The 16,141-nt window shown below is 70.7% G+C and carries 14 protein-coding genes and 1 riboswitch; of the genes, 7 read left to right on the forward strand and 7 right to left on the reverse strand.

Translation table 11 applies throughout. The features are described from left to right. The first annotated feature begins 119 nt into the window (after window positions 1-119). A riboswitch (glycine riboswitch) is annotated at window positions 120-214 on the forward strand. 167 nt (window positions 215-381) lie between these two features. After that, complete coding sequence (gene gcvP / locus FB563_RS28375; protein ID WP_142218972.1) at window positions 382-3,267, forward strand: aminomethyl-transferring glycine dehydrogenase; 2,886 nt, start codon at window positions 382-384, stop codon at window positions 3,265-3,267. Between the two features lie 53 nt (window positions 3,268-3,320). Here gcvP and FB563_RS28380 read toward each other — a convergent pair whose 3' ends face one another. From FB563_RS28380 to modA, 4 genes are read right to left on the reverse strand one after another with little or no spacing between them, the layout of a single operon-like run. Further along, window positions 3,321-3,740 (reverse strand): TOBE domain-containing protein, encoded by a 420-nt coding sequence (locus FB563_RS28380; protein WP_055704566.1) that lies wholly within the window; start codon window positions 3,738-3,740, stop codon window positions 3,321-3,323. 28 nt (window positions 3,741-3,768) lie between these two features. Continuing rightward, window positions 3,769-4,854, reverse strand: coding sequence for an ABC transporter ATP-binding protein (locus tag FB563_RS28385; protein ID WP_055704567.1), 1,086 nt, complete (start codon window positions 4,852-4,854; stop codon window positions 3,769-3,771). A gap of 41 nt (window positions 4,855-4,895) precedes the next feature. Beyond that, window positions 4,896-5,756 (reverse strand): molybdate ABC transporter permease subunit, encoded by an 861-nt coding sequence (gene modB, locus FB563_RS28390; protein WP_055704568.1) that lies wholly within the window; start codon window positions 5,754-5,756, stop codon window positions 4,896-4,898. Continuing rightward, window positions 5,753-6,574: a molybdate ABC transporter substrate-binding protein gene (gene modA / locus FB563_RS28395; protein ID WP_055704569.1), complete on the reverse strand. Its 822-nt coding sequence runs from the start codon at window positions 6,572-6,574 to the stop codon at window positions 5,753-5,755. Before modA ends, modB begins: the two co-directional genes overlap by 4 nt. A gap of 206 nt (window positions 6,575-6,780) precedes the next feature. Between modA and FB563_RS28400 the strand changes: the two genes are divergently transcribed. Next, on the forward strand, window positions 6,781-7,272 hold the full coding sequence (locus tag FB563_RS28400) for a molybdopterin-dependent oxidoreductase (RefSeq protein WP_055704570.1): 492 nt from the start codon (window positions 6,781-6,783) through the stop codon (window positions 7,270-7,272). A gap of 103 nt (window positions 7,273-7,375) precedes the next feature. On the opposite strand, the gene FB563_RS28405 is transcribed toward FB563_RS28400, so the two are convergent. After that, window positions 7,376-7,771: a TOBE domain-containing protein gene (locus tag FB563_RS28405; RefSeq protein WP_031174036.1), complete on the reverse strand. Its 396-nt coding sequence runs from the start codon at window positions 7,769-7,771 to the stop codon at window positions 7,376-7,378. 124 nt (window positions 7,772-7,895) lie between these two features. On the opposite strand from FB563_RS28405, the gene FB563_RS28410 reads away from it, so the two are divergent. Beyond that, on the forward strand, window positions 7,896-8,477 hold the full coding sequence (locus tag FB563_RS28410) for a DUF1707 SHOCT-like domain-containing protein (protein ID WP_055704571.1): 582 nt from the start codon (window positions 7,896-7,898) through the stop codon (window positions 8,475-8,477). 49 nt (window positions 8,478-8,526) lie between these two features. Here FB563_RS28410 and FB563_RS28415 read toward each other — a convergent pair whose 3' ends face one another. Continuing rightward, entirely contained in the window at window positions 8,527-10,485 is a 1,959-nt protein-coding gene (locus FB563_RS28415; protein ID WP_055704572.1) for an APC family permease, read from the reverse strand. Between the two features lie 366 nt (window positions 10,486-10,851). Further along, window positions 10,852-11,382 carry a universal stress protein gene (locus FB563_RS28420; RefSeq protein WP_142218973.1) on the reverse strand — a complete coding sequence of 177 codons (531 nt, stop codon included), beginning with the start codon at window positions 11,380-11,382 and terminating at the stop codon, window positions 10,852-10,854. A 456-nt stretch (window positions 11,383-11,838) separates the two neighbouring features. Here FB563_RS28420 and FB563_RS28425 point away from each other — a divergent pair, with 456 nt between their 5' ends. The 4 genes from FB563_RS28425 to FB563_RS28440 are packed head-to-tail and all read left to right on the forward strand — an operon-like array spanning window position 11,839 to window position 16,068. Beyond that, window positions 11,839-13,134 carry an extracellular solute-binding protein gene (locus FB563_RS28425; RefSeq protein ID WP_055707360.1) on the forward strand — a complete coding sequence of 432 codons (1,296 nt, stop codon included), beginning with the start codon at window positions 11,839-11,841 and terminating at the stop codon, window positions 13,132-13,134. 8 nt (window positions 13,135-13,142) lie between these two features. Continuing rightward, window positions 13,143-14,159 (forward strand): carbohydrate ABC transporter permease, encoded by a 1,017-nt coding sequence (locus FB563_RS28430; RefSeq protein WP_055707361.1) that lies wholly within the window; start codon window positions 13,143-13,145, stop codon window positions 14,157-14,159. Beyond that, window positions 14,156-14,986, forward strand: coding sequence for a carbohydrate ABC transporter permease (locus FB563_RS28435; RefSeq protein WP_055707362.1), 831 nt, complete (start codon window positions 14,156-14,158; stop codon window positions 14,984-14,986). The genes FB563_RS28430 and FB563_RS28435 overlap by 4 nt, the downstream gene beginning before the upstream one ends. A 26-nt stretch (window positions 14,987-15,012) precedes the next feature. Further along, on the forward strand, window positions 15,013-16,068 hold the full coding sequence (locus tag FB563_RS28440) for an endo-1,4-beta-xylanase (protein ID WP_055707363.1): 1,056 nt from the start codon (window positions 15,013-15,015) through the stop codon (window positions 16,066-16,068). Window positions 16,069-16,141: the final 73 nt, after the last annotated feature.

Below are 16,141 nucleotides of genomic sequence, written 5' to 3' on the forward strand. Positions count from 1 at the left end.
GGTCCGTCTCCCTCCACTTGGTCGCAACTCATCCGTAAGCACTACGAAAGAGCACATTCAGGGAGGCGGCCACTCGAGGACCCGTGCGTTGACCTCGCTGGTAGGCTGACAGCGGCTGCTGACCCCGTGCGGGAGAGTCCTCCGACCACCTCGGAGGCGCCGAAGGAGCAAATCCTCCCCGGAATCTCTCAGGCCCACGTACCGCACGGACGAGGTCACTCTGGAAAGCAGGGCGGGTGTCGACGGCTCCCGCTCTCACCGACGGTGAAAGCCGGGGCGTACCCGGTGAAGCTCTCAGGTTGAGATGACAGAGGGGGAGGCCGTCCGGGCACCCGCGCCGTGGTGCCCTCGAAGGTCGCGTCAGACCAGGAGGCCTCCGCAATGACCGCCCATCGTATTCCGCTCTCGGAGCTCGAAGCGGGCATCCCGTTCGAGCAGCGCCACATCGGGCCCGACCACGAGGCGCGGGCCAAGATGCTCGCGCAGGTCGGCTACGGCTCGCTGGACGAACTGACCGCCGCGGCGGTCCCGGATGTGATCAAGAACGCCGACGCCCTCGACCTGCCGGGTGCCCGCACCGAGGCCGAGGTGCTCGCCGAGCTGCGCTCGCTCGCCGACCGGAACCAGGTCCTCGACTCCATGATCGGACTCGGGTACTACGGCACCTTCACCCCGCCCGTCATCCTGCGCAACGTCATGGAGAACCCCGCCTGGTACACGGCGTACACGCCGTACCAGCCGGAGATCTCCCAGGGCCGCCTCGAAGCCCTGCTGAACTTCCAGACGATGGTCGCCGACCTCACCGGGCTGCCCACCTCCGGCGCCTCGCTGCTGGACGAGGGCACCGCCGCCGCCGAGGCCATGGCACTGTCCCGCCGCATGGGCAGGAACAAGAAGGGCCTGTTCCTCATCGACGCGGACGCGCTGCCGCAGACCATCGCCGTCATCCAGACCCGGGCCGAGCCGACCGGTGTCGAGGTGGTCGTCGCCGACCTCAGGGAGGGCATCCCGGCCGACATCGCCGTGCGTGAGATCAACGGCGTGCTGATCCAGTACCCGGGCGCCTCCGGTGCCGTACGCGACATCAAGCCGGTCATCGACCAGGCGCACGAGCTGGGCGCTCTCGTCACCGTCGCCGCCGACCTCCTCGCGCTGACCCTGCTGACCTCGCCGGGCGAGCTCGGTGCCGACATCGCCGTCGGCACCACCCAGCGCTTCGGTGTGCCGATGGGCTTCGGCGGCCCGCACGCCGGCTACATGGCGGTGCACGAGAAGTTCGCGCGCAGCCTGCCCGGCCGTCTCGTGGGTGTCTCCGTCGACGCCGACGGCAACAAGGCCTACCGGCTCGCGCTGCAGACCCGTGAGCAGCACATCCGCCGGGAGAAGGCCACCAGCAACATCTGCACCGCGCAGGTGCTGCTCGCCGTGATGGCCGGCATGTACGCCGTCTACCACGGACCGGAGGGCCTGCGGACCATCGCCCGGCGCACGCACCGGTACGCCACCCTCCTCGCCGAGGGTCTGAAGGCGGGCGGCGTGGAGATCGTGCACGGCGCGTTCTTCGACACCCTCACCGCGCGCGTGCCCGGCAGGGCCGCCGAGGTGGTGGCCGCCGCCCGGAAGAACGGCGTCAACCTGCACCTGGCCGACGCCGACCACGTCACGATCGCCTGCGACGAGACCACCAAGCGGGCCCAGCTGGCCGCCGTGTGGTCCGCCTTCGGCATCGAGGGCGACATAGAGGCGCTGGACGCGACCGCCGAGGACACCCTGCCCGAGGCGCTGCTGCGCACCGACGTCTACCTCACCCACCCGGTCTTCCACCAGCACCGCTCCGAGACCGCGATGCTGCGCTACCTGCGCAGGCTGGCCGACCGCGACTACGCGCTCGACCGCGGCATGATCCCGCTGGGCTCCTGCACCATGAAGCTCAACGCGACCACCGAGATGGAGCCGGTCACCTGGCCCGAGTTCGGCCAGCTGCACCCCTTCGCGCCCGCCGAGCAGGCCGAGGGCTACCTCACGCTCATCCGCGAGCTGGAGGAACGTCTCGCCGAGGTCACCGGCTACGACAAGGTCTCCCTGCAGCCGAACGCCGGCTCCCAGGGCGAGCTGGCCGGTCTGCTCGCCGTACGCGGCTACCACCGGGCCAATGGCGACGAGCAGCGCACCGTCTGCCTGATCCCGTCCTCCGCGCACGGCACCAACGCGGCCAGTGCCGTGATGGCCGGCATGAAGGTCGTCGTCGTCAGGACCGCCGAGGACGGCGAGATCGACGTCGAGGACCTGCGGGCGAAGATCGAGCAGTACCGCGACGAGCTGGCGGTGCTGATGATCACCTACCCGTCCACCCACGGCGTCTTCGAGGAGCACGTCGCCGACATCTGCGCCCGGGTCCACGAGGCGGGCGGCCAGGTGTACGTCGACGGCGCCAACCTCAACGCCCTGGTCGGCCTCGCCAAGCCGGGCCACTTCGGCGGTGACGTCTCCCACCTGAACCTGCACAAGACCTTCTGCATCCCGCACGGCGGCGGCGGCCCCGGCGTCGGCCCGGTCGCGGTCCGCTCCCACCTGGCGCCGTACCTTCCGAACCACCCGCTGCAGCCGGCCGCGGGCCCCGAGACGGGTGTCGGCCCGATCTCGGCCGCTCCGTGGGGTTCCGCGGGCATCCTGCCGATCTCGTGGGCGTACGTCCGCCTCATGGGCGGCGAGGGCCTCAAGCGCGCCACTCAGGTGGCCGTGCTGTCGGCGAACTACATCGCCAAGCGCCTGGAGCCGCACTACCCCGTGCTCTACACCGGCCCCGGCAACCTGGTCGCGCACGAGTGCATCATCGACCTGCGCCCGCTGACCAAGGCGACCGGCGTGAGCGTGGACGACGTGGCCAAGCGCCTGATCGACTACGGCTTCCACGCGCCGACCATGTCCTTCCCGGTGGCCGGCACCCTGATGATCGAGCCGACCGAGTCGGAGGACCTCACCGAGCTGGACCGCTTCTGCGACGCGATGATCGCCATCCGCGCGGAGATCGAGAAGGTCGGTGCGGGCGAGTGGCCGGCGGAGGACAACCCGCTGCGGAACGCCCCCCACACCTCCGCCGCGCTCGGTGGTGAGTGGAAGCACGCCTACAGCCGCGAGGAGGCCGTCTTCCCGGCCGGTGTGTCGGCCGCGGACAAGTACTGGCCGCCGGTGCGCCGTATCGACCAGGCCTTCGGCGACCGCAACCTGGTCTGCTCCTGCCCGCCGCTGGACGCGTACGAGGACTGAGCGAGCGGTGCTGTTCAGGGCCCCGTCCGGTTTCCGGGCGGGGCCTCGCCGTGTCACGCGGTCGCCAGGGACACCTCGGTCGCCTTGATCAGGGCGACCACGTCGGAGCCCACGAAGAGACCGAGGTCGGCGACCGCGTCCTTGGTGATCGCCGCGGTCAGTTCGCCGCCGTCGACGGAGATCTTCACGGAGGCCATGACGGCGCCGGTGGTGAGGCCGGTGATCGCGCCGGGAATCTGGTTGCGGATCGACAGTCCCGACACCCGCTGGGTGGCCAGGGAGACCTCGGTCGACTTCACCAGCGCGCGGACGGGTGTGCCGGGGGCGAGGGAGAGCTCCTCGGCGGACTCCTTGGTGATGGCGGCCATGAGGTTCTGGCCGCCGTCGAGACGCAGTCGGACGGTGGCCATGGCCTCGCCCGGGTGGACCTCGGTGACGGTGCCGGGGAGCTGGTTGCGGATGCTCAGGGTCATGGGCACTCACGCTAGAGCGCCCGCCCTTTCAGGCGGGGTATGCGTGGGTCTGCGTCGCCTTGACCGTCGCCCAGACAGCGGCGCCAGGATGCAGGTCGAGCTCGGCGGCGGCGACCGTGGTGAGGTCGGCGGCGAGCGGGAGTTCGCCGGTGAGGTCGGCGCGGATCTGGTCGCCGTGCGTCTCCAGGCCGGCCACCTCGCAGCGCCAGAGGTTACGGGCGCTGGCGCCGGTGGGCCGGTCCCGGAACAGGGTGACGGCGGAGGGCGGGAACGCCACGAAGGCCGGGCCGGTCAGCTCCTCGGTGGTCGTGATCGCCGGGCCCGCGTCGAGCCGTACCGTGTGCCCGTCCGCCCGGCCGCGGTAGAGGTTGAGGCCGACGAGCTGGGCGATGTAGTCGGTGCGCGGATGGCGGGCGATGTCGGCGGGACCGCCCTCCTGGACGACCCGGCCGTGCTCGATGACGACCAGCCGGTCGGCCAGCACCATGGCGTCCAGCGGGTCGTGCGTGACGAGTACGGCCACGGCCTCGAACTCGGCGAGATGGCGGCGGAGTTGGGCGCGGACCTCCAGGCGGGTACGGGCGTCCAGGGCGGCCAGCGGCTCGTCCAGCAGCAGCAGCCGGGGCCGTGTGGCCAGGGCTCGGGCCAGGGCCACGCGCTGGGCCTGGCCGCCGGACAGGCGGCGGGGCCTGGCGGTCGCGTGGTCGGCGAGGCCCATGCGGTCCAGCCACGCCGCGGCCTGTGCGCGGGCCTCGGCCTTCGACGCCCCCTGGCAGCGCGGGCCGAAGGCCACGTTGTCCAGGGCGGACAGGTGCGGGAAGAGCAGATAGTCCTGGAAGACGACGCCGACCGGGCGGGACTCCGGGGAAGTGTGCTCCAGTGCGGTGCCGTCCAGGCGGAGGTGGCCGTCGGTGAGGGGGGTGAGGCCGGCCAGGGCGCGCAGGGCGGTGGTCTTGCCGGCGCCGTTGGGGCCGAGGAGGGCGAGTACGTCTCCGGGGGCCGCGGTCAGGGCCACGTCGAGCCTGAAGGAGCCGCGGGCCACGACGAGCCGGGCGTCGAGTCCCTCGTCGCCCACCATCCGGAGGTCGGTTTCGGGGGCGTCGATGTCGGTCATGGGTCGGTACGTTCGCACACGCCCCGGGTCGGCTGCCACGCTCATACTCCCGTCAGCCAGCGGTCCCGCAACCCCGCCAGCACCGCGATCGACACCGCCAGCAGGACCAGGCTGAGGGAGATCGCGGCGTCGGGATCGTTCTGCAGGGCCAGGTAGACCGCGAGGGGCATGGTCTGGGTGCGGCCGGGGAAGTTGCCCGCGAAGGTGATCGTCGCGCCGAACTCGCCGAGCGCGCGCGCCCAGGCGAGGACCGCGCCCGCCGCGATGCCGGGCGCGATCAGCGGCAGGGTCACCCGGCGGAACGCGGTGAAGCGGGACGCGCCCAGCGTACCGGCCGCCTCCTCGAAGCGCGGGTCGGCCGCGCGCAGCGTGCCCTCGACGCTGATGACCAGGAACGGCATCGCGACGAACGCCTCCGCGATCACGACCCCGGTGGTGGTGAACGGCAGGGTGATCCCGAACCAGGTGTCCAGCCACTTGCCGATCACGCCGTTGCGGCCGAGGGCCAGCAGCAGCGCCACACCGCCGACCACCGGCGGCAGCACGAGCGGGAGCGTCACCAGGGCCCGTACCAGGCCCCGGCCGGGGAACTCCGTCCGGGCCAGCAGCCAGGCCAGCGGCACGCCCAGGACGAGGCTCACGGCCGTTGCCGCTGTGGCGCTGACCAGCGACAACTGGAGCGCCTGCCACACCTGCGGGCTGGACAGCTGGTCCGGCAGACTGCGCCAGGGCGCGCGGACGAGCAGCGCGACCAGCGGCAGCAGCAGGAACGCCAGCGCCAGCAGACCCGGCAGCAGCAGCGGCAACGGCACCCCGCGCCGGCCCCCCGCGCCGACGCGGCGACGCCGCGGCCCGTCCGTGCGGGGACCGGTCGCGGCGCCGGGCTGGTGGAGCGAGGTCACGGCTTGAGGAACCCCGCCTCGCTGAGCACCTTCTGGCCCTCGGCGGACCGCACCAGGGCGATGAACGCCTTGGCCGCCTGGGCGTTCGGCGCGTCCTTCAGCAGGACGATCGGGTAGGCGTTGATCGCCTTGGCGGACTCGGGGAACTCCACGCCCTCCACCTTGCCACCCGCGGACTTCACATCGGTCTTGTAGACGACCGCCGCATCGGCCTCCTTCAGCTCCACCTTGTTCAGAGCGGACTTGACGTCCTGCTCGTAGGAGACCGGGGTGAGCTTGAGCTTGGAGGCGTCCAGTGCCTTCTGGGCGGCGGCGCCGCACGGCACGGTCTTGTCGCACAGCACGACCTTCAGACCGGACTTGGTGAGGTCCTTCAGCGAGGACACCTTGTCGGGGTTGCCCGGCAGGGTGGCGATCTCCAGCTGGTTGCGCACGAACGTGTCCGGGGTGCCGGCCGCGTCCTTCTTGTCCGTCACGAGCGCCATCGTCTTGGGGCTGGCGGCGGCGAAGACGTCGGCCGGCGCACCGCCGGTGATGCTCGCGGCGAGGGTGTCGCTGCCGCCGAAGTTGAAGTTGACGTGGGTGCCCGGGTGCTGCTGCTCGAACTCCTTGCCCAGGGCCGTGAAGCTCTCCTTCAGGGAGGCGGCGGCGAACACGGTGACGTCGCCGGACAGCTTCGGGGAGGCGGAGTTCGACTTGTCCGACTGCGCGGGGGACGAGTCGGAGGACGAGGAGCAGGCGCTGAGTGCCATCAGGGCGGCGGCTCCCGCACCGGCCAGCTGCAGCATCCGCCGGGTCCGGCGCACGGAACGGGTCATCACGGATCTACTCCTCAGGTTCTGTCGAACGACGGTCGCGCCCTGCCACGGCGGCCACCACCGACCGTGCCGCGATGATACTGCCGCATCTGCCAGCCGTAAGTCTCCTGTTGCATCGCATGAGCTGCGCACTTGTGACTTGTAGCTTGCATATGCGTTTGTACGGCACTTCGCGGCGGGTACGGTCCTGCGGGAGGTGGTCGCCGATGACGCTCGCAGAACTCGCCCTGACCGGCGATCTGGCCCGGCCCGCCCGGCTGACCGTGCCGGACCTGCTCCGCTGGCCGCAGCAACGGGTGGACGTCAGCTTCGAGTGCGCGACCAGCGGCACCCAGCACCACCGCTTCGCGGGCCCGCGCCTGTACGACGTCCTCGCCGACGCGGGACCCGGCTTCGACCCGGCGCGGCGCAAGGACCGGCTCCGCTTCCTCATCGCGGTCACCGGCACGGACGGCCATCACGCGATGCTGTCCTGGGCCGAGATCGACCCGGACTTCGCGCACGCCCCCGTCCTGCTGGGCGTGCGCATCGACGACACCCCGCTGGACGCGGCGGGGCCCCAGCTGGTGCTGCCGCAGGACCGGTGCGGGGCCCGGCACATCAGCGGGATCACGGCGATCCGGTTGGACGGCGGCTACCGCTGCGGCGGTCCCGCGCCCGCCGGACCAGCCGGTCACGCGGCAGCGGCACCTCGGTGAGGCCGGCAGCCGGCCGGCGCGGGGCGGGCGGCGCGCAGGTGACCTGGCCGGGGTGCTGAGTTCCCCGGCCGCCGTCCGCTCGGGCGGTGTTGTCGGTGACGGGTCAGACGCGGTCGATGTGCACGTTGGTGGACTTAACGCGCGCGGTGGCCTCCATGCCGACCTCCAGGCCCAGTTCCTCGACGGCCTCCCGGGTCAGCAGCGACACCAGCCGGTGGGGGCCCGCCTGGATCTCCACCTGGGCGGCGACGTCGCCGAGCTTGATCGCCGTGACGATGCCGGGGAAGGCGTTGCGGACGGAGGTGTAGGAGGCGTCCTCCTCGCCGCCGCCCGCCTTGGCCAGTTCCACGGAGAACGCGGCGAGATCCCTGCCGTCGATGAGCCGCCGTCCGGACTCGTCGCGATGGGTCGCCACCCGGCCCGCGTCGGCCCAGCGGCGGGCGGTGTCGGGGCTCACGCCGAGCAGCCGTGCCGCCTGGCCGATCGTGTAGGACTGCATGCCGGTCACGATAGGGGCCGTTCCCGGGAACCGTTGGACGGGGGTTGGCCGTTGGGTATAACGCGATATAACGTTAGTTGGTGACGATGCCCCTCGCGGGGCAGTGCCGAATCGGGGTGAGGGTATGGCGGCCGAACTGCTGCACACGGAGATGCCGGCCGGGCTGCGTGCCTCGCACGCGGACCGGGACCGGGTGGTGGACGTGCTGACGGGCGCCGCGGCCGACGGCCGGATCACGGCCGAGGAACTGGACGAACGTGTGACGGCCGCCCTGTCCGCCCGCACGCTCGGCGAACTGGCGGTGCTCACCGCCGACCTGCCGGAGGAGTCCGGCGTCGCACCGGCCAAGGACGTCGTGCGGATCGAGCAGCAGGGTGCGTCAGCCGTACGCGCGGACGGCTGGGCGGTGCCGCGCCGGATGGAGATCACCTCGGCCTGGGGGGATGTGACTCTCGACTTCTCCAGCGCGGTGATCACCCACGACAGCCTCCGCATCGACCTCGACATGCGCGGCGGCACACTGCGGCTGATCACCCGGGCCGGTGTCGTCGTGGACGCCGACGCGCTCGTGATCGGCTACGGCAAGACGAAGGTGCGGCCCGCCGGCGATCCAGGGGCGCCGGCCGTGCTCCGCGTGGAGATACACGGCCGGCTCAGCCTGGGGCGGCTGGAGGTACGGCCGCCCAGGCGCTGGTTCGGCCGGTAGAGCGAGCGCGGCGCTGCCGCCTGCCTCGGGCGTCGCCTCCCGCCCGGTCTCAGCCGGTGTGCACCCGCGGCCGGAGTTCCCGGTTCGGTTCCGCCTCGCGCAGCACCTCGCGGGTGACGGGGGCGACCTCGCCCTGGCCGAAGAGGAAGAAACGCAGGAAGTTGGCGAAGGGGTTGCCCTCGGTCCACTCGAAGTAGATGTGCGGGGTGCAGCCGGTGGCGTCGCGCACATGGAGGAGGAGCGCGGCGAGGGCGTTGGGGATGGAGGAGGACTCCAGGGTGAGCACACGGTAGCGGTCGTGCAGGACCTCGCCGCGTACGGTGAGCCCCGCCTCGAACTCGGAGGGGTCGGTGACCGTGACCTCGACGAAGACGAAGTCCTCCTGTTCCGGCATGTCGTTGTCGGCCCGGATCTGCTCGACCTTGTCCCGGTACTCGGCCTTGTCGCGATGGCCGGGCTCGTTGGCGATGAACCGTATCTTCCGGCTGGCCATGTCCCGGACGAATCGTTCCGCCATCGGATCGAGGGTCACGCTGGTCACGCGCAGTTCGAAGGCGCGGGCGAGCCGGGACAGCAGCGAGACCAGGATGATGCCGACGATAAAGCAGGCACCGATCTTCACACCGTCCGGGCGCTCGATGACGTTCACCACGGTCGTGTAGAGGAACACCGCGGAGATCACGGCGAACCCGACGGTCCACTTGCGCTGCCCCGCCTTGCGCGCGGCGATGGTCACCGCGATCGCCGCGGAGCTGATGAGCACCAGCACGCCGGTGGCATAGGCGCCGCCCTGCGCGTCGACGTTGGCGTCGAAGATCCAGGTGACCAGGAAGGCGATGAGCGTGAAGACGATGACCATCGGGCGCACGGCACGGGCCCAGTGCGGGGCCATGCCGTAGCGCGGCAGGTAGCGCGGCATCAGGTTCAGCAGACCGGCCATGGCGGAGGCGCCCGCGAACCACAGGATCGCGATGGTCGAGACGTCGTAGACCGTGCCGAAGGCGCCGCCGAGGTACTCGTGCGCGAGGTAGGCGAGAGCGCGCCCGTTGGCCTGACCGCCGGTCTTGAACTCGTTCTCCGGGATGAGCAGCGTGGTGACGAAGCTGGAGGCGATGAGGAAGGCGCTCATGATCAGCGCGGCCGTGGTGAGCAGCTTCTTGGTGTCCCGGATCCGGCCGGTCGGCTTCTCCTCGGTGTCCTCGGGATCTCCCTGGACGTGCGGCATGACGGCGACGCCGGTCTCGAAGCCGGACAGGCCGAGGGCGAGTTTGGGGAAGACGAGCAGCGCGAGGCCGATCATGACGAAGATGTTGCCGTGCTGGGCGGTCAGCGCGCTGGACCAGTCGGTGATCACATGTCCCGCGGTGACCACGTGATACAGGCCGACGGCCACGACGACGACGTTCAGCGCGAGGTAGACGCCGACCAGCGCGGTCGCGACGCCGATCGCCTCCAGGAAGCCCTTGAGGAACACCGCGCCGAGCAGCGCCACCAGGACCAGGGTGATCAGCATCTGCCTGCCGTGCAGCGCGTTGGTCAGGTGCGGGTTCTCCACCAGGTGGGTGGAGGCGTCGGCGGCCGACAGGGTGATGGTGATCAGGAAGTCGGTGGCGGCGAAGCCCAGCAGCGTGAGCACGAAGAGCTTGCCCTGCCAGAAGGACAGCAGCCGCTCCAGCATGGCGATCGAACCCTCGCCGCGCGGGCTCTCCTCGGCGACCCGGCGGTACACGGGAAGCGCGCCGGCCAGGGTGACGATGACGAGGACGATGGTCGCGATCGGCCCCAGCAGTCCCGCCGCGAGCGCCGCGATGCCCGGCTGGTAGCCGAGGGTCGAGAAGTAGTCGACACCCGTCAGGCACATCACGCGCCACCAGCGCTGGCCCTGGTGGGCGGGCTCCGGCTCGGCGTGCGGGCCGGTGTGGCCCCCGGCCTTGCCCATGTCGGACAGCCCCTCCAGCATCCAGGTCCGGAGGCGGTTGGTACTGGGAGGCTGCTCGGTCGTGGCCATCAGTGGGCTCCTGTGTGCGGCTCAGCTCTTTTCCGGCCATCACGCGGATGGCGGCATCAGCGTAAGCAGAGAGTGACGCCTCGGCCCACGGATACGGGCCCGGAGCGCGTCAATCTTGCGTTAAGAATGACCCGGTGACGCCAGACCCGCATCAAGAAGCTGAGGCCGGAGAGGTGGTGCCGGGAGCGGGTCCGTCCCGGTCGCAGGTCGCGCCGCCGCCCCGTGGGCGGCCACCGAGTGTCATCCGTGTCCCCGGCCGAGTGCCCGTGGGCGTCGTTTCGCAGCCCTCGCCCGAGCGGCACGCCGGCGCCCGGGCTCCCTGACTCCAGCGAGCCTGGTCGAGCCGTCGACGCGCGGGGCCGGGCCTCAGAGGCGGCGGATGTCCATGCGCAGATGCCAGGTGTTGCGCCGGTGGACGGACAGCAGCTCCGACTCCAGCGGGGACGGGGGCACCGCGAGCACCGGGCACACGGCGTGAGCCAGGCAGTGCCGGGAAACGCGGCCCGAGAAGGCGCGCTGCAGACCGCGCCTGCCGGCGCCCACCACCAGGACGTCGCCCTCCCGGTCCGCCGTGGCCACGAGCGCGGGGCCGGCGGCGCCGCGGACGACGACGGCGTGCATCGGTACGCCGGGGGCCTCCCCGCCGAAGATCTCCTCGAGGACCGAGGCCAGTCGCTGCCTGGCCAGTCGCTGCCAGTCCTCGACCAGCAGGCCGGCGGCGGGGGAGCGGCGCGCGGCGGCGTCACCGCCCGGTGGTTCCCAGGCCAGCACCGGCCAGAGCTCCGCCCCCAGCCGGCGGGCAAGCGCAGTGGCCCGCCGCAGGGCCGTGACGCTGCCCAGGGAGCCGTTCACACCGACCACCACCCGGGTGGTCGCCGAGGCGTCGTAACCGGACATCACTCCACCGTTCCTCGCGGGCGACGCCAGGGCGTCTCGCGCGCGGACGTGCCCGCCCTGCAAGGCCCTTGCTTCCTTCCATCCCACTCCTGTACCGGCGATCGGACCAGCCCGGCGGACGATGTCTTCGCGAGCGGCTTCCGTTCGGCGCCGAGCGTCGAAAGTTTCGAGATCGGGCCAGGCCGCTGCCGATGCGGTCCGGCATCGGCTTCCGGAAGCGGGCCGCGCTGGTGGTACCGGCTGCTCGCCGGGACGACTTCACCGCTCCGCCGCTCGCGCAGCACCGGTTGCCCCCGCGCCGCCTGGTTTCACCTCGCACCCACGACCTCCTGCACGACACCTTGACGCTCCCCACGTGCGTTCCTAGAGTCGCCGTTCGGAACGTTCGGAATTTCCTTCGAATGTTTCGGAACCACCCCTGTGAAGCCACTCCGAAATTTTTCGAAGGAGCGCAAGATGGGCGACCCTGCACTGTCCCGCCGCGGCTTTCTGGCGGCCTCCGTCGCCGCCGGTCTCGGTGGGACCGCACTCAGCGGCTGCGGCGGCGGCTCGGACGGGGGGTCGTCCTCGGGGACGACCACGATCGAGTGGTGGAACATCTCGACCACCGAACCCACCAAGACCGTGTGGGCCGGTCTCGCCAAGAAGTTCGAGGCCCAGAACCCCAAGGTCAAGGTCAAGATCGTCCAGCTGGAGAACGACGCCTACAAGTCGAAGATGACCGCGCTGATCGCCTCCGGGAAGCTGCCGGACATCTTCCACACCTGGGGCGGTGGCGTACTCAAGCAGCAGGTGGACGCCGGGCTGGTCGAGGACCTCACCGACCGCACCAAGCCCTGGGCCGACGGACTGCTGTCGGTGGCCAAGCAGCCGTACCTCATCGACGACAAGCTGTACGGCATCCCGTTCGACATCGGCATGATCGGCTTCTGGTACAACAAGGCGCTCTTCAAGAGGGCCGGGATCAGCGCGCCCCCGACCACCTGGAGCGGCTTCCTGGACGCCGTGAAGAAGCTCAAGTCCGCCGGGATCACCCCGCTGGCGCTCGCCGGCAAGGAGAGCTGGACCGGCATGTACTACTGGGCGTACCTCGCGATGCGGACAGCGGGGGTCGACGCGCTGCGGAAGGCCAATGAGAAGAAGGACTTCAGCGACGCCGGATTCGTCCAGGCCGGGCAGCACCTGAAGGACCTGGTCGATCTCCAGCCCTTCCAGAAGGGCTTCCTCGGGGCGGCCTACTCCTCCCCGACCGGGCAGGCTGCGACCGTCGGCAACGGCAGGGCCGCCATGGAACTCATGGGTCAGTGGGCGCCGGTCGTGGAGGCGGACGCGGGCAAGGGGCTCGGCGCGAACCTCGGCTTCTTCCCGTTCCCCGAGGTCGAGGGCGGCGCCGGGAAGATCACCGAGGTGTTCGGCGGAGGCGGCGGCCACGCCCTGCGCAAGGGTGCCCCGCAGGCGGCCGTGGACTTCCTGAAGTTCTTCGCCTCTGAGACCACCGACAAGGAGCTGGTGAAGAGGACCGGTGTGCTGCCCCTGGTGCCGGCGGCCGAGAGCGTCCTCACCGACCCCAACCTCAAGGCGGTGCAGGCCCAGTTGAAGGGCGCCACCGGCTTCCAGCTCTACCTCGACCAGGCCTACGCCCCCGCCCTCGGCCAGCAGGTCAACGACAGCGTGGCCGGGCTGATCGCCGGCTCCAAGTCCCCGCAGCAGGTCACGCAGGCGATCACCAGCACCGCGAAGCAGGAGCAGTAGGCCGCCCGATGACCTCCACCTTCCTCTCGGATCAGCGGGGCGAACGGGGTGGACGAAGCGGGCCCGGCGCCGTCCCACCCGCCCCGGCGGCCGACGCCGGCCGGCAGCGCGCGCGTCGGCGTGCCCTGCACTGGCTCACCGCCGTCGGCCTGCAACTGCCCGCCCTCGTGCTCTTCGGCGCCCTGGTCCTGCTGCCGATCCTGTTCGCGCTGTACGCGTCCTTCTTCCGCTGGGGCGGCTTCGGGATGCCGTCCGACTACACCGGCACCGACAACTTCAGCCGGCTGCTGCAGGACCCGGTGTTCCTCGGCGACCTGTGGCGCATGCTGCTGCTGGTCGTGCTGTCGCTGGCGCTGCAACTGCCGTTCGCGCTCGCCATGGCCGTCCTGCTCAACCAGAAGGTGCGCGGCCGGGCGGTGTACCGGATGCTGTTCTTCGCGCCGTACGTGCTGTCCGAGGCCATCACCGGCGTGCTCTTCGGCATGATCTTCGCCCCGGACCAGGGTCTGGCCGACCACGTCCTGAAAGCCATCGGCCTCGACGGGCTCGGCGGCCAGTGGTTCGCCGGTACCTCCACCGTCATGGCCACGCTCTTCCTCGTCATGATGTGGAAGTACTTCGGCTTCCACATGATGCTCTATCTGGCCGGACTGCAGTCCATACCGGCAGAGTTGACCGAGGCGGCGATCGTCGACGGCGCGAACCCCTGGCAGCGCTTCCGGCACGTCACCCTGCCGCTGCTCGCGCCCACGCTGCGGATCAGCGTGTTCCTGTCCGTGATCGGGTCGATCCAGCTGTTCGACCTGGTCTGGGTGGTCACCGCGGGCGGTCCCGACCACCACTCCGAGACGATGGCCGTGACCATGTTCCAGTACGGCTTCAAGCGCTACCAGGTCGGCTACGCCAGCGCGATCAGCGTGGTCATGTTCGCCATCAGCCTCGTCTTCGCCCTCGCCTACCAGCGGTTCGTCCTGCGCCGCGACCTCGAAGGGGCCACCACGAACATGAGGGGAGCCGGAGCATGAGTGTCCGCCGCAGGGGTCGTACGCTCCCGCTGCACGTCGTCCTGGTGGCGGTCGGCGCCGTCATGGCCGTACCGCTGCTGTACGCGCTGCTCTCCGGCTTCAAGTCCACCGACCAGCTCTCCCGCAACCCGGTCGGGCTGCCCAAGCCGTGGGTGTTCTCCAACTACGGCGACATCCTCGGCTCGGGCTCCTTCTGGCGGCTGGTCGGCAACAGCACGCTGATCGCGGTCGGTACGACGGTGATCGTCGTCGCGGTCTCGGCGCTGGCCGCGTTCTCCTTCGCGCGGTTCGCCTTCCGGGGGCGTGAAGCGCTGTTCACGCTGTTCACGATGGGGCTGATGTTCCCGTTCGCGGTGGCGGCGCTGCCGCTGTTCCTGCTGCTGCGCTCGATGGGCCTGCTGGACAACCCGCTGGGCGTGATCCTGCCGCAGGCCGCGTTCGGGCTGCCGATGACGATCATCATCCTGCGCGGCTTCTTCCGGCAGATCCCCGGCGAACTGGAGGAGGCGGCCACGCTCGACGGCTGCGGACCGCTCGGCTTCTTCTGGCGGGTGCTGCTGCCGATGGCCCGGCCCGCGCTCGGCACGGTCTCCGTGCTCGCGGTCGTCACCAGCTGGAACAACTTCTTCCTGCCGCTGCTGGTGTTCACCGACAACACCTGGTGGACCATCCCGATCGGCGTGCAGCAGTTCCAGGGCCAGTACTCCGCCGACACCGCACGCGTCTTCGCCTACCTCGTCCTCGCCATGGTCCCCGCCCTCGCCTTCTACTCGGTCGCCGAACGCCAGCTCGTCGGCGGCCTCACCGCGGGCGCCACCAAGGGCTGACACCCTTCAGAGACAGGAGTCGCACCATGCCCAGCAAGAGCACGCGTCTCAGAGTCGCCGGGGCCCTCGCGGCCGCCCTCGTCGCCGCCGCACTCGCCGCCCCCGCCGCGCAGGCCACCCCGGCTCACGCACGGCAGCCCACTCTCGCCGACCTGGCCGAACGCCACGGCCGGTACTTCGGCAGCGCCACCGACAACCCCGAACTCACCGACAGCGCCTACACGAAGATCCTCGGTGGCGAGTTCGACATGATCACGCCCGGCAACGGCATGAAGTGGTACGCGACCGAGCCGCAGCAGGGCGTCTTCGACTGGACCGACGGCGACCAGATCGTGAACCTGGCCCGGAGGAACCACCAGCGGGTCCGCGCCCACACCCTGGTCTGGCACAGCCAGCTGCCCGACTGGCTCACCTCCCGGCAGTGGACCGCGAGCGAGCTGCGGGCCGTGCTGAAGAAGCACATCACCACGGAAGTACGGCACTACCGGGGCAAGGTGTACTCCTGGGACGTCGTCAACGAGGCCTTCAACGAGGACGGGACCTATCGCGAGACCCTCTGGTACAAGACCCTCGGCCCCGGCTACATCGCCGACGCCCTGCGCTGGGCGCACCAGGCCGACCCGCACGCGAAGCTCTACCTGAACGACTACAACATCGAGGCGGTCGGCCCGAAGAGCGACGCCTACTACACGCTGGCCAAGGACCTCAGGGCCCGCGGCGTGCCGCTCGACGGCATCGGCTTCCAGACCCATCTGGCCCTGCAGTACGGCTATCCCACCAGCCTCCAGGACAACCTGCGCCGCTTCTCCGGCCTTGGCCTGGACACCGCCCTCACCGAGGTCGACGTACGGATGCAGCTGCCGGCGACCGAGGAGAAGCTGGCCGAGCAGGCGAGCTGGTACCGGCAGCTGACCCTGGCCTGCCTGGCGGTGCGCAGGTGCGTCGGCGTGACCATCTGGGACTACACCGACAAATACTCCTGGATCCCGGCCGTCTTCCTGGGCGAGGGCGCCGCTCTGCCGTGGGACGAGCAACTGAACCCCAAGCCGGCGTACCGGGCACTGCGGGAGGCACTGCGCTAGCGCCCGGTCACGCCCGGTAGCCATCTCTGGACGCACATCGGGGCCGGTGCGCACCTCACCGGGTGCGGCCGGC

This window comes from Streptomyces puniciscabiei (assembly GCF_006715785.1).
In the GTDB taxonomy this organism is placed as follows: Bacteria; Actinomycetota; Actinomycetes; order Streptomycetales; family Streptomycetaceae; genus Streptomyces; species Streptomyces puniciscabiei.

Bases quoted from the DNA above. Each gene is read 5' to 3' on its own strand.
- gcvP (WP_142218972.1), top strand. From the start codon at position 382: ATGACCGCCCATCGTATTCCGCTCTCGGAGCTCGAAGCGGGCATCCCG.
- FB563_RS28380 (WP_055704566.1), bottom strand. From the start codon at position 3,740: ATGACCCTGAGCATCCGCAACCAGCTCCCCGGCACCGTCACCGAGGTC.
- FB563_RS28385 (WP_055704567.1), bottom strand. From the start codon at position 4,854: ATGACCGACATCGACGCCCCCGAAACCGACCTCCGGATGGTGGGCGAC.
- modA (WP_055704569.1), bottom strand. From the start codon at position 6,574: ATGACCCGTTCCGTGCGCCGGACCCGGCGGATGCTGCAGCTGGCCGGT.
- FB563_RS28400 (WP_055704570.1), top strand. From the start codon at position 6,781: ATGACGCTCGCAGAACTCGCCCTGACCGGCGATCTGGCCCGGCCCGCC.
- FB563_RS28405 (WP_031174036.1), bottom strand. From the start codon at position 7,771: ATGCAGTCCTACACGATCGGCCAGGCGGCACGGCTGCTCGGCGTGAGC.
- FB563_RS28410 (WP_055704571.1), top strand. From the start codon at position 7,896: ATGGCGGCCGAACTGCTGCACACGGAGATGCCGGCCGGGCTGCGTGCC.
- FB563_RS28415 (WP_055704572.1), bottom strand. From the start codon at position 10,485: ATGGCCACGACCGAGCAGCCTCCCAGTACCAACCGCCTCCGGACCTGG.
- FB563_RS28420 (WP_142218973.1), bottom strand. From the start codon at position 11,382: ATGTCCGGTTACGACGCCTCGGCGACCACCCGGGTGGTGGTCGGTGTG.
- FB563_RS28425 (WP_055707360.1), top strand. From the start codon at position 11,839: ATGGGCGACCCTGCACTGTCCCGCCGCGGCTTTCTGGCGGCCTCCGTC.
- FB563_RS28430 (WP_055707361.1), top strand. From the start codon at position 13,143: ATGACCTCCACCTTCCTCTCGGATCAGCGGGGCGAACGGGGTGGACGA.
- FB563_RS28435 (WP_055707362.1), top strand. From the start codon at position 14,156: ATGAGTGTCCGCCGCAGGGGTCGTACGCTCCCGCTGCACGTCGTCCTG.
- FB563_RS28440 (WP_055707363.1), top strand. From the start codon at position 15,013: ATGCCCAGCAAGAGCACGCGTCTCAGAGTCGCCGGGGCCCTCGCGGCC.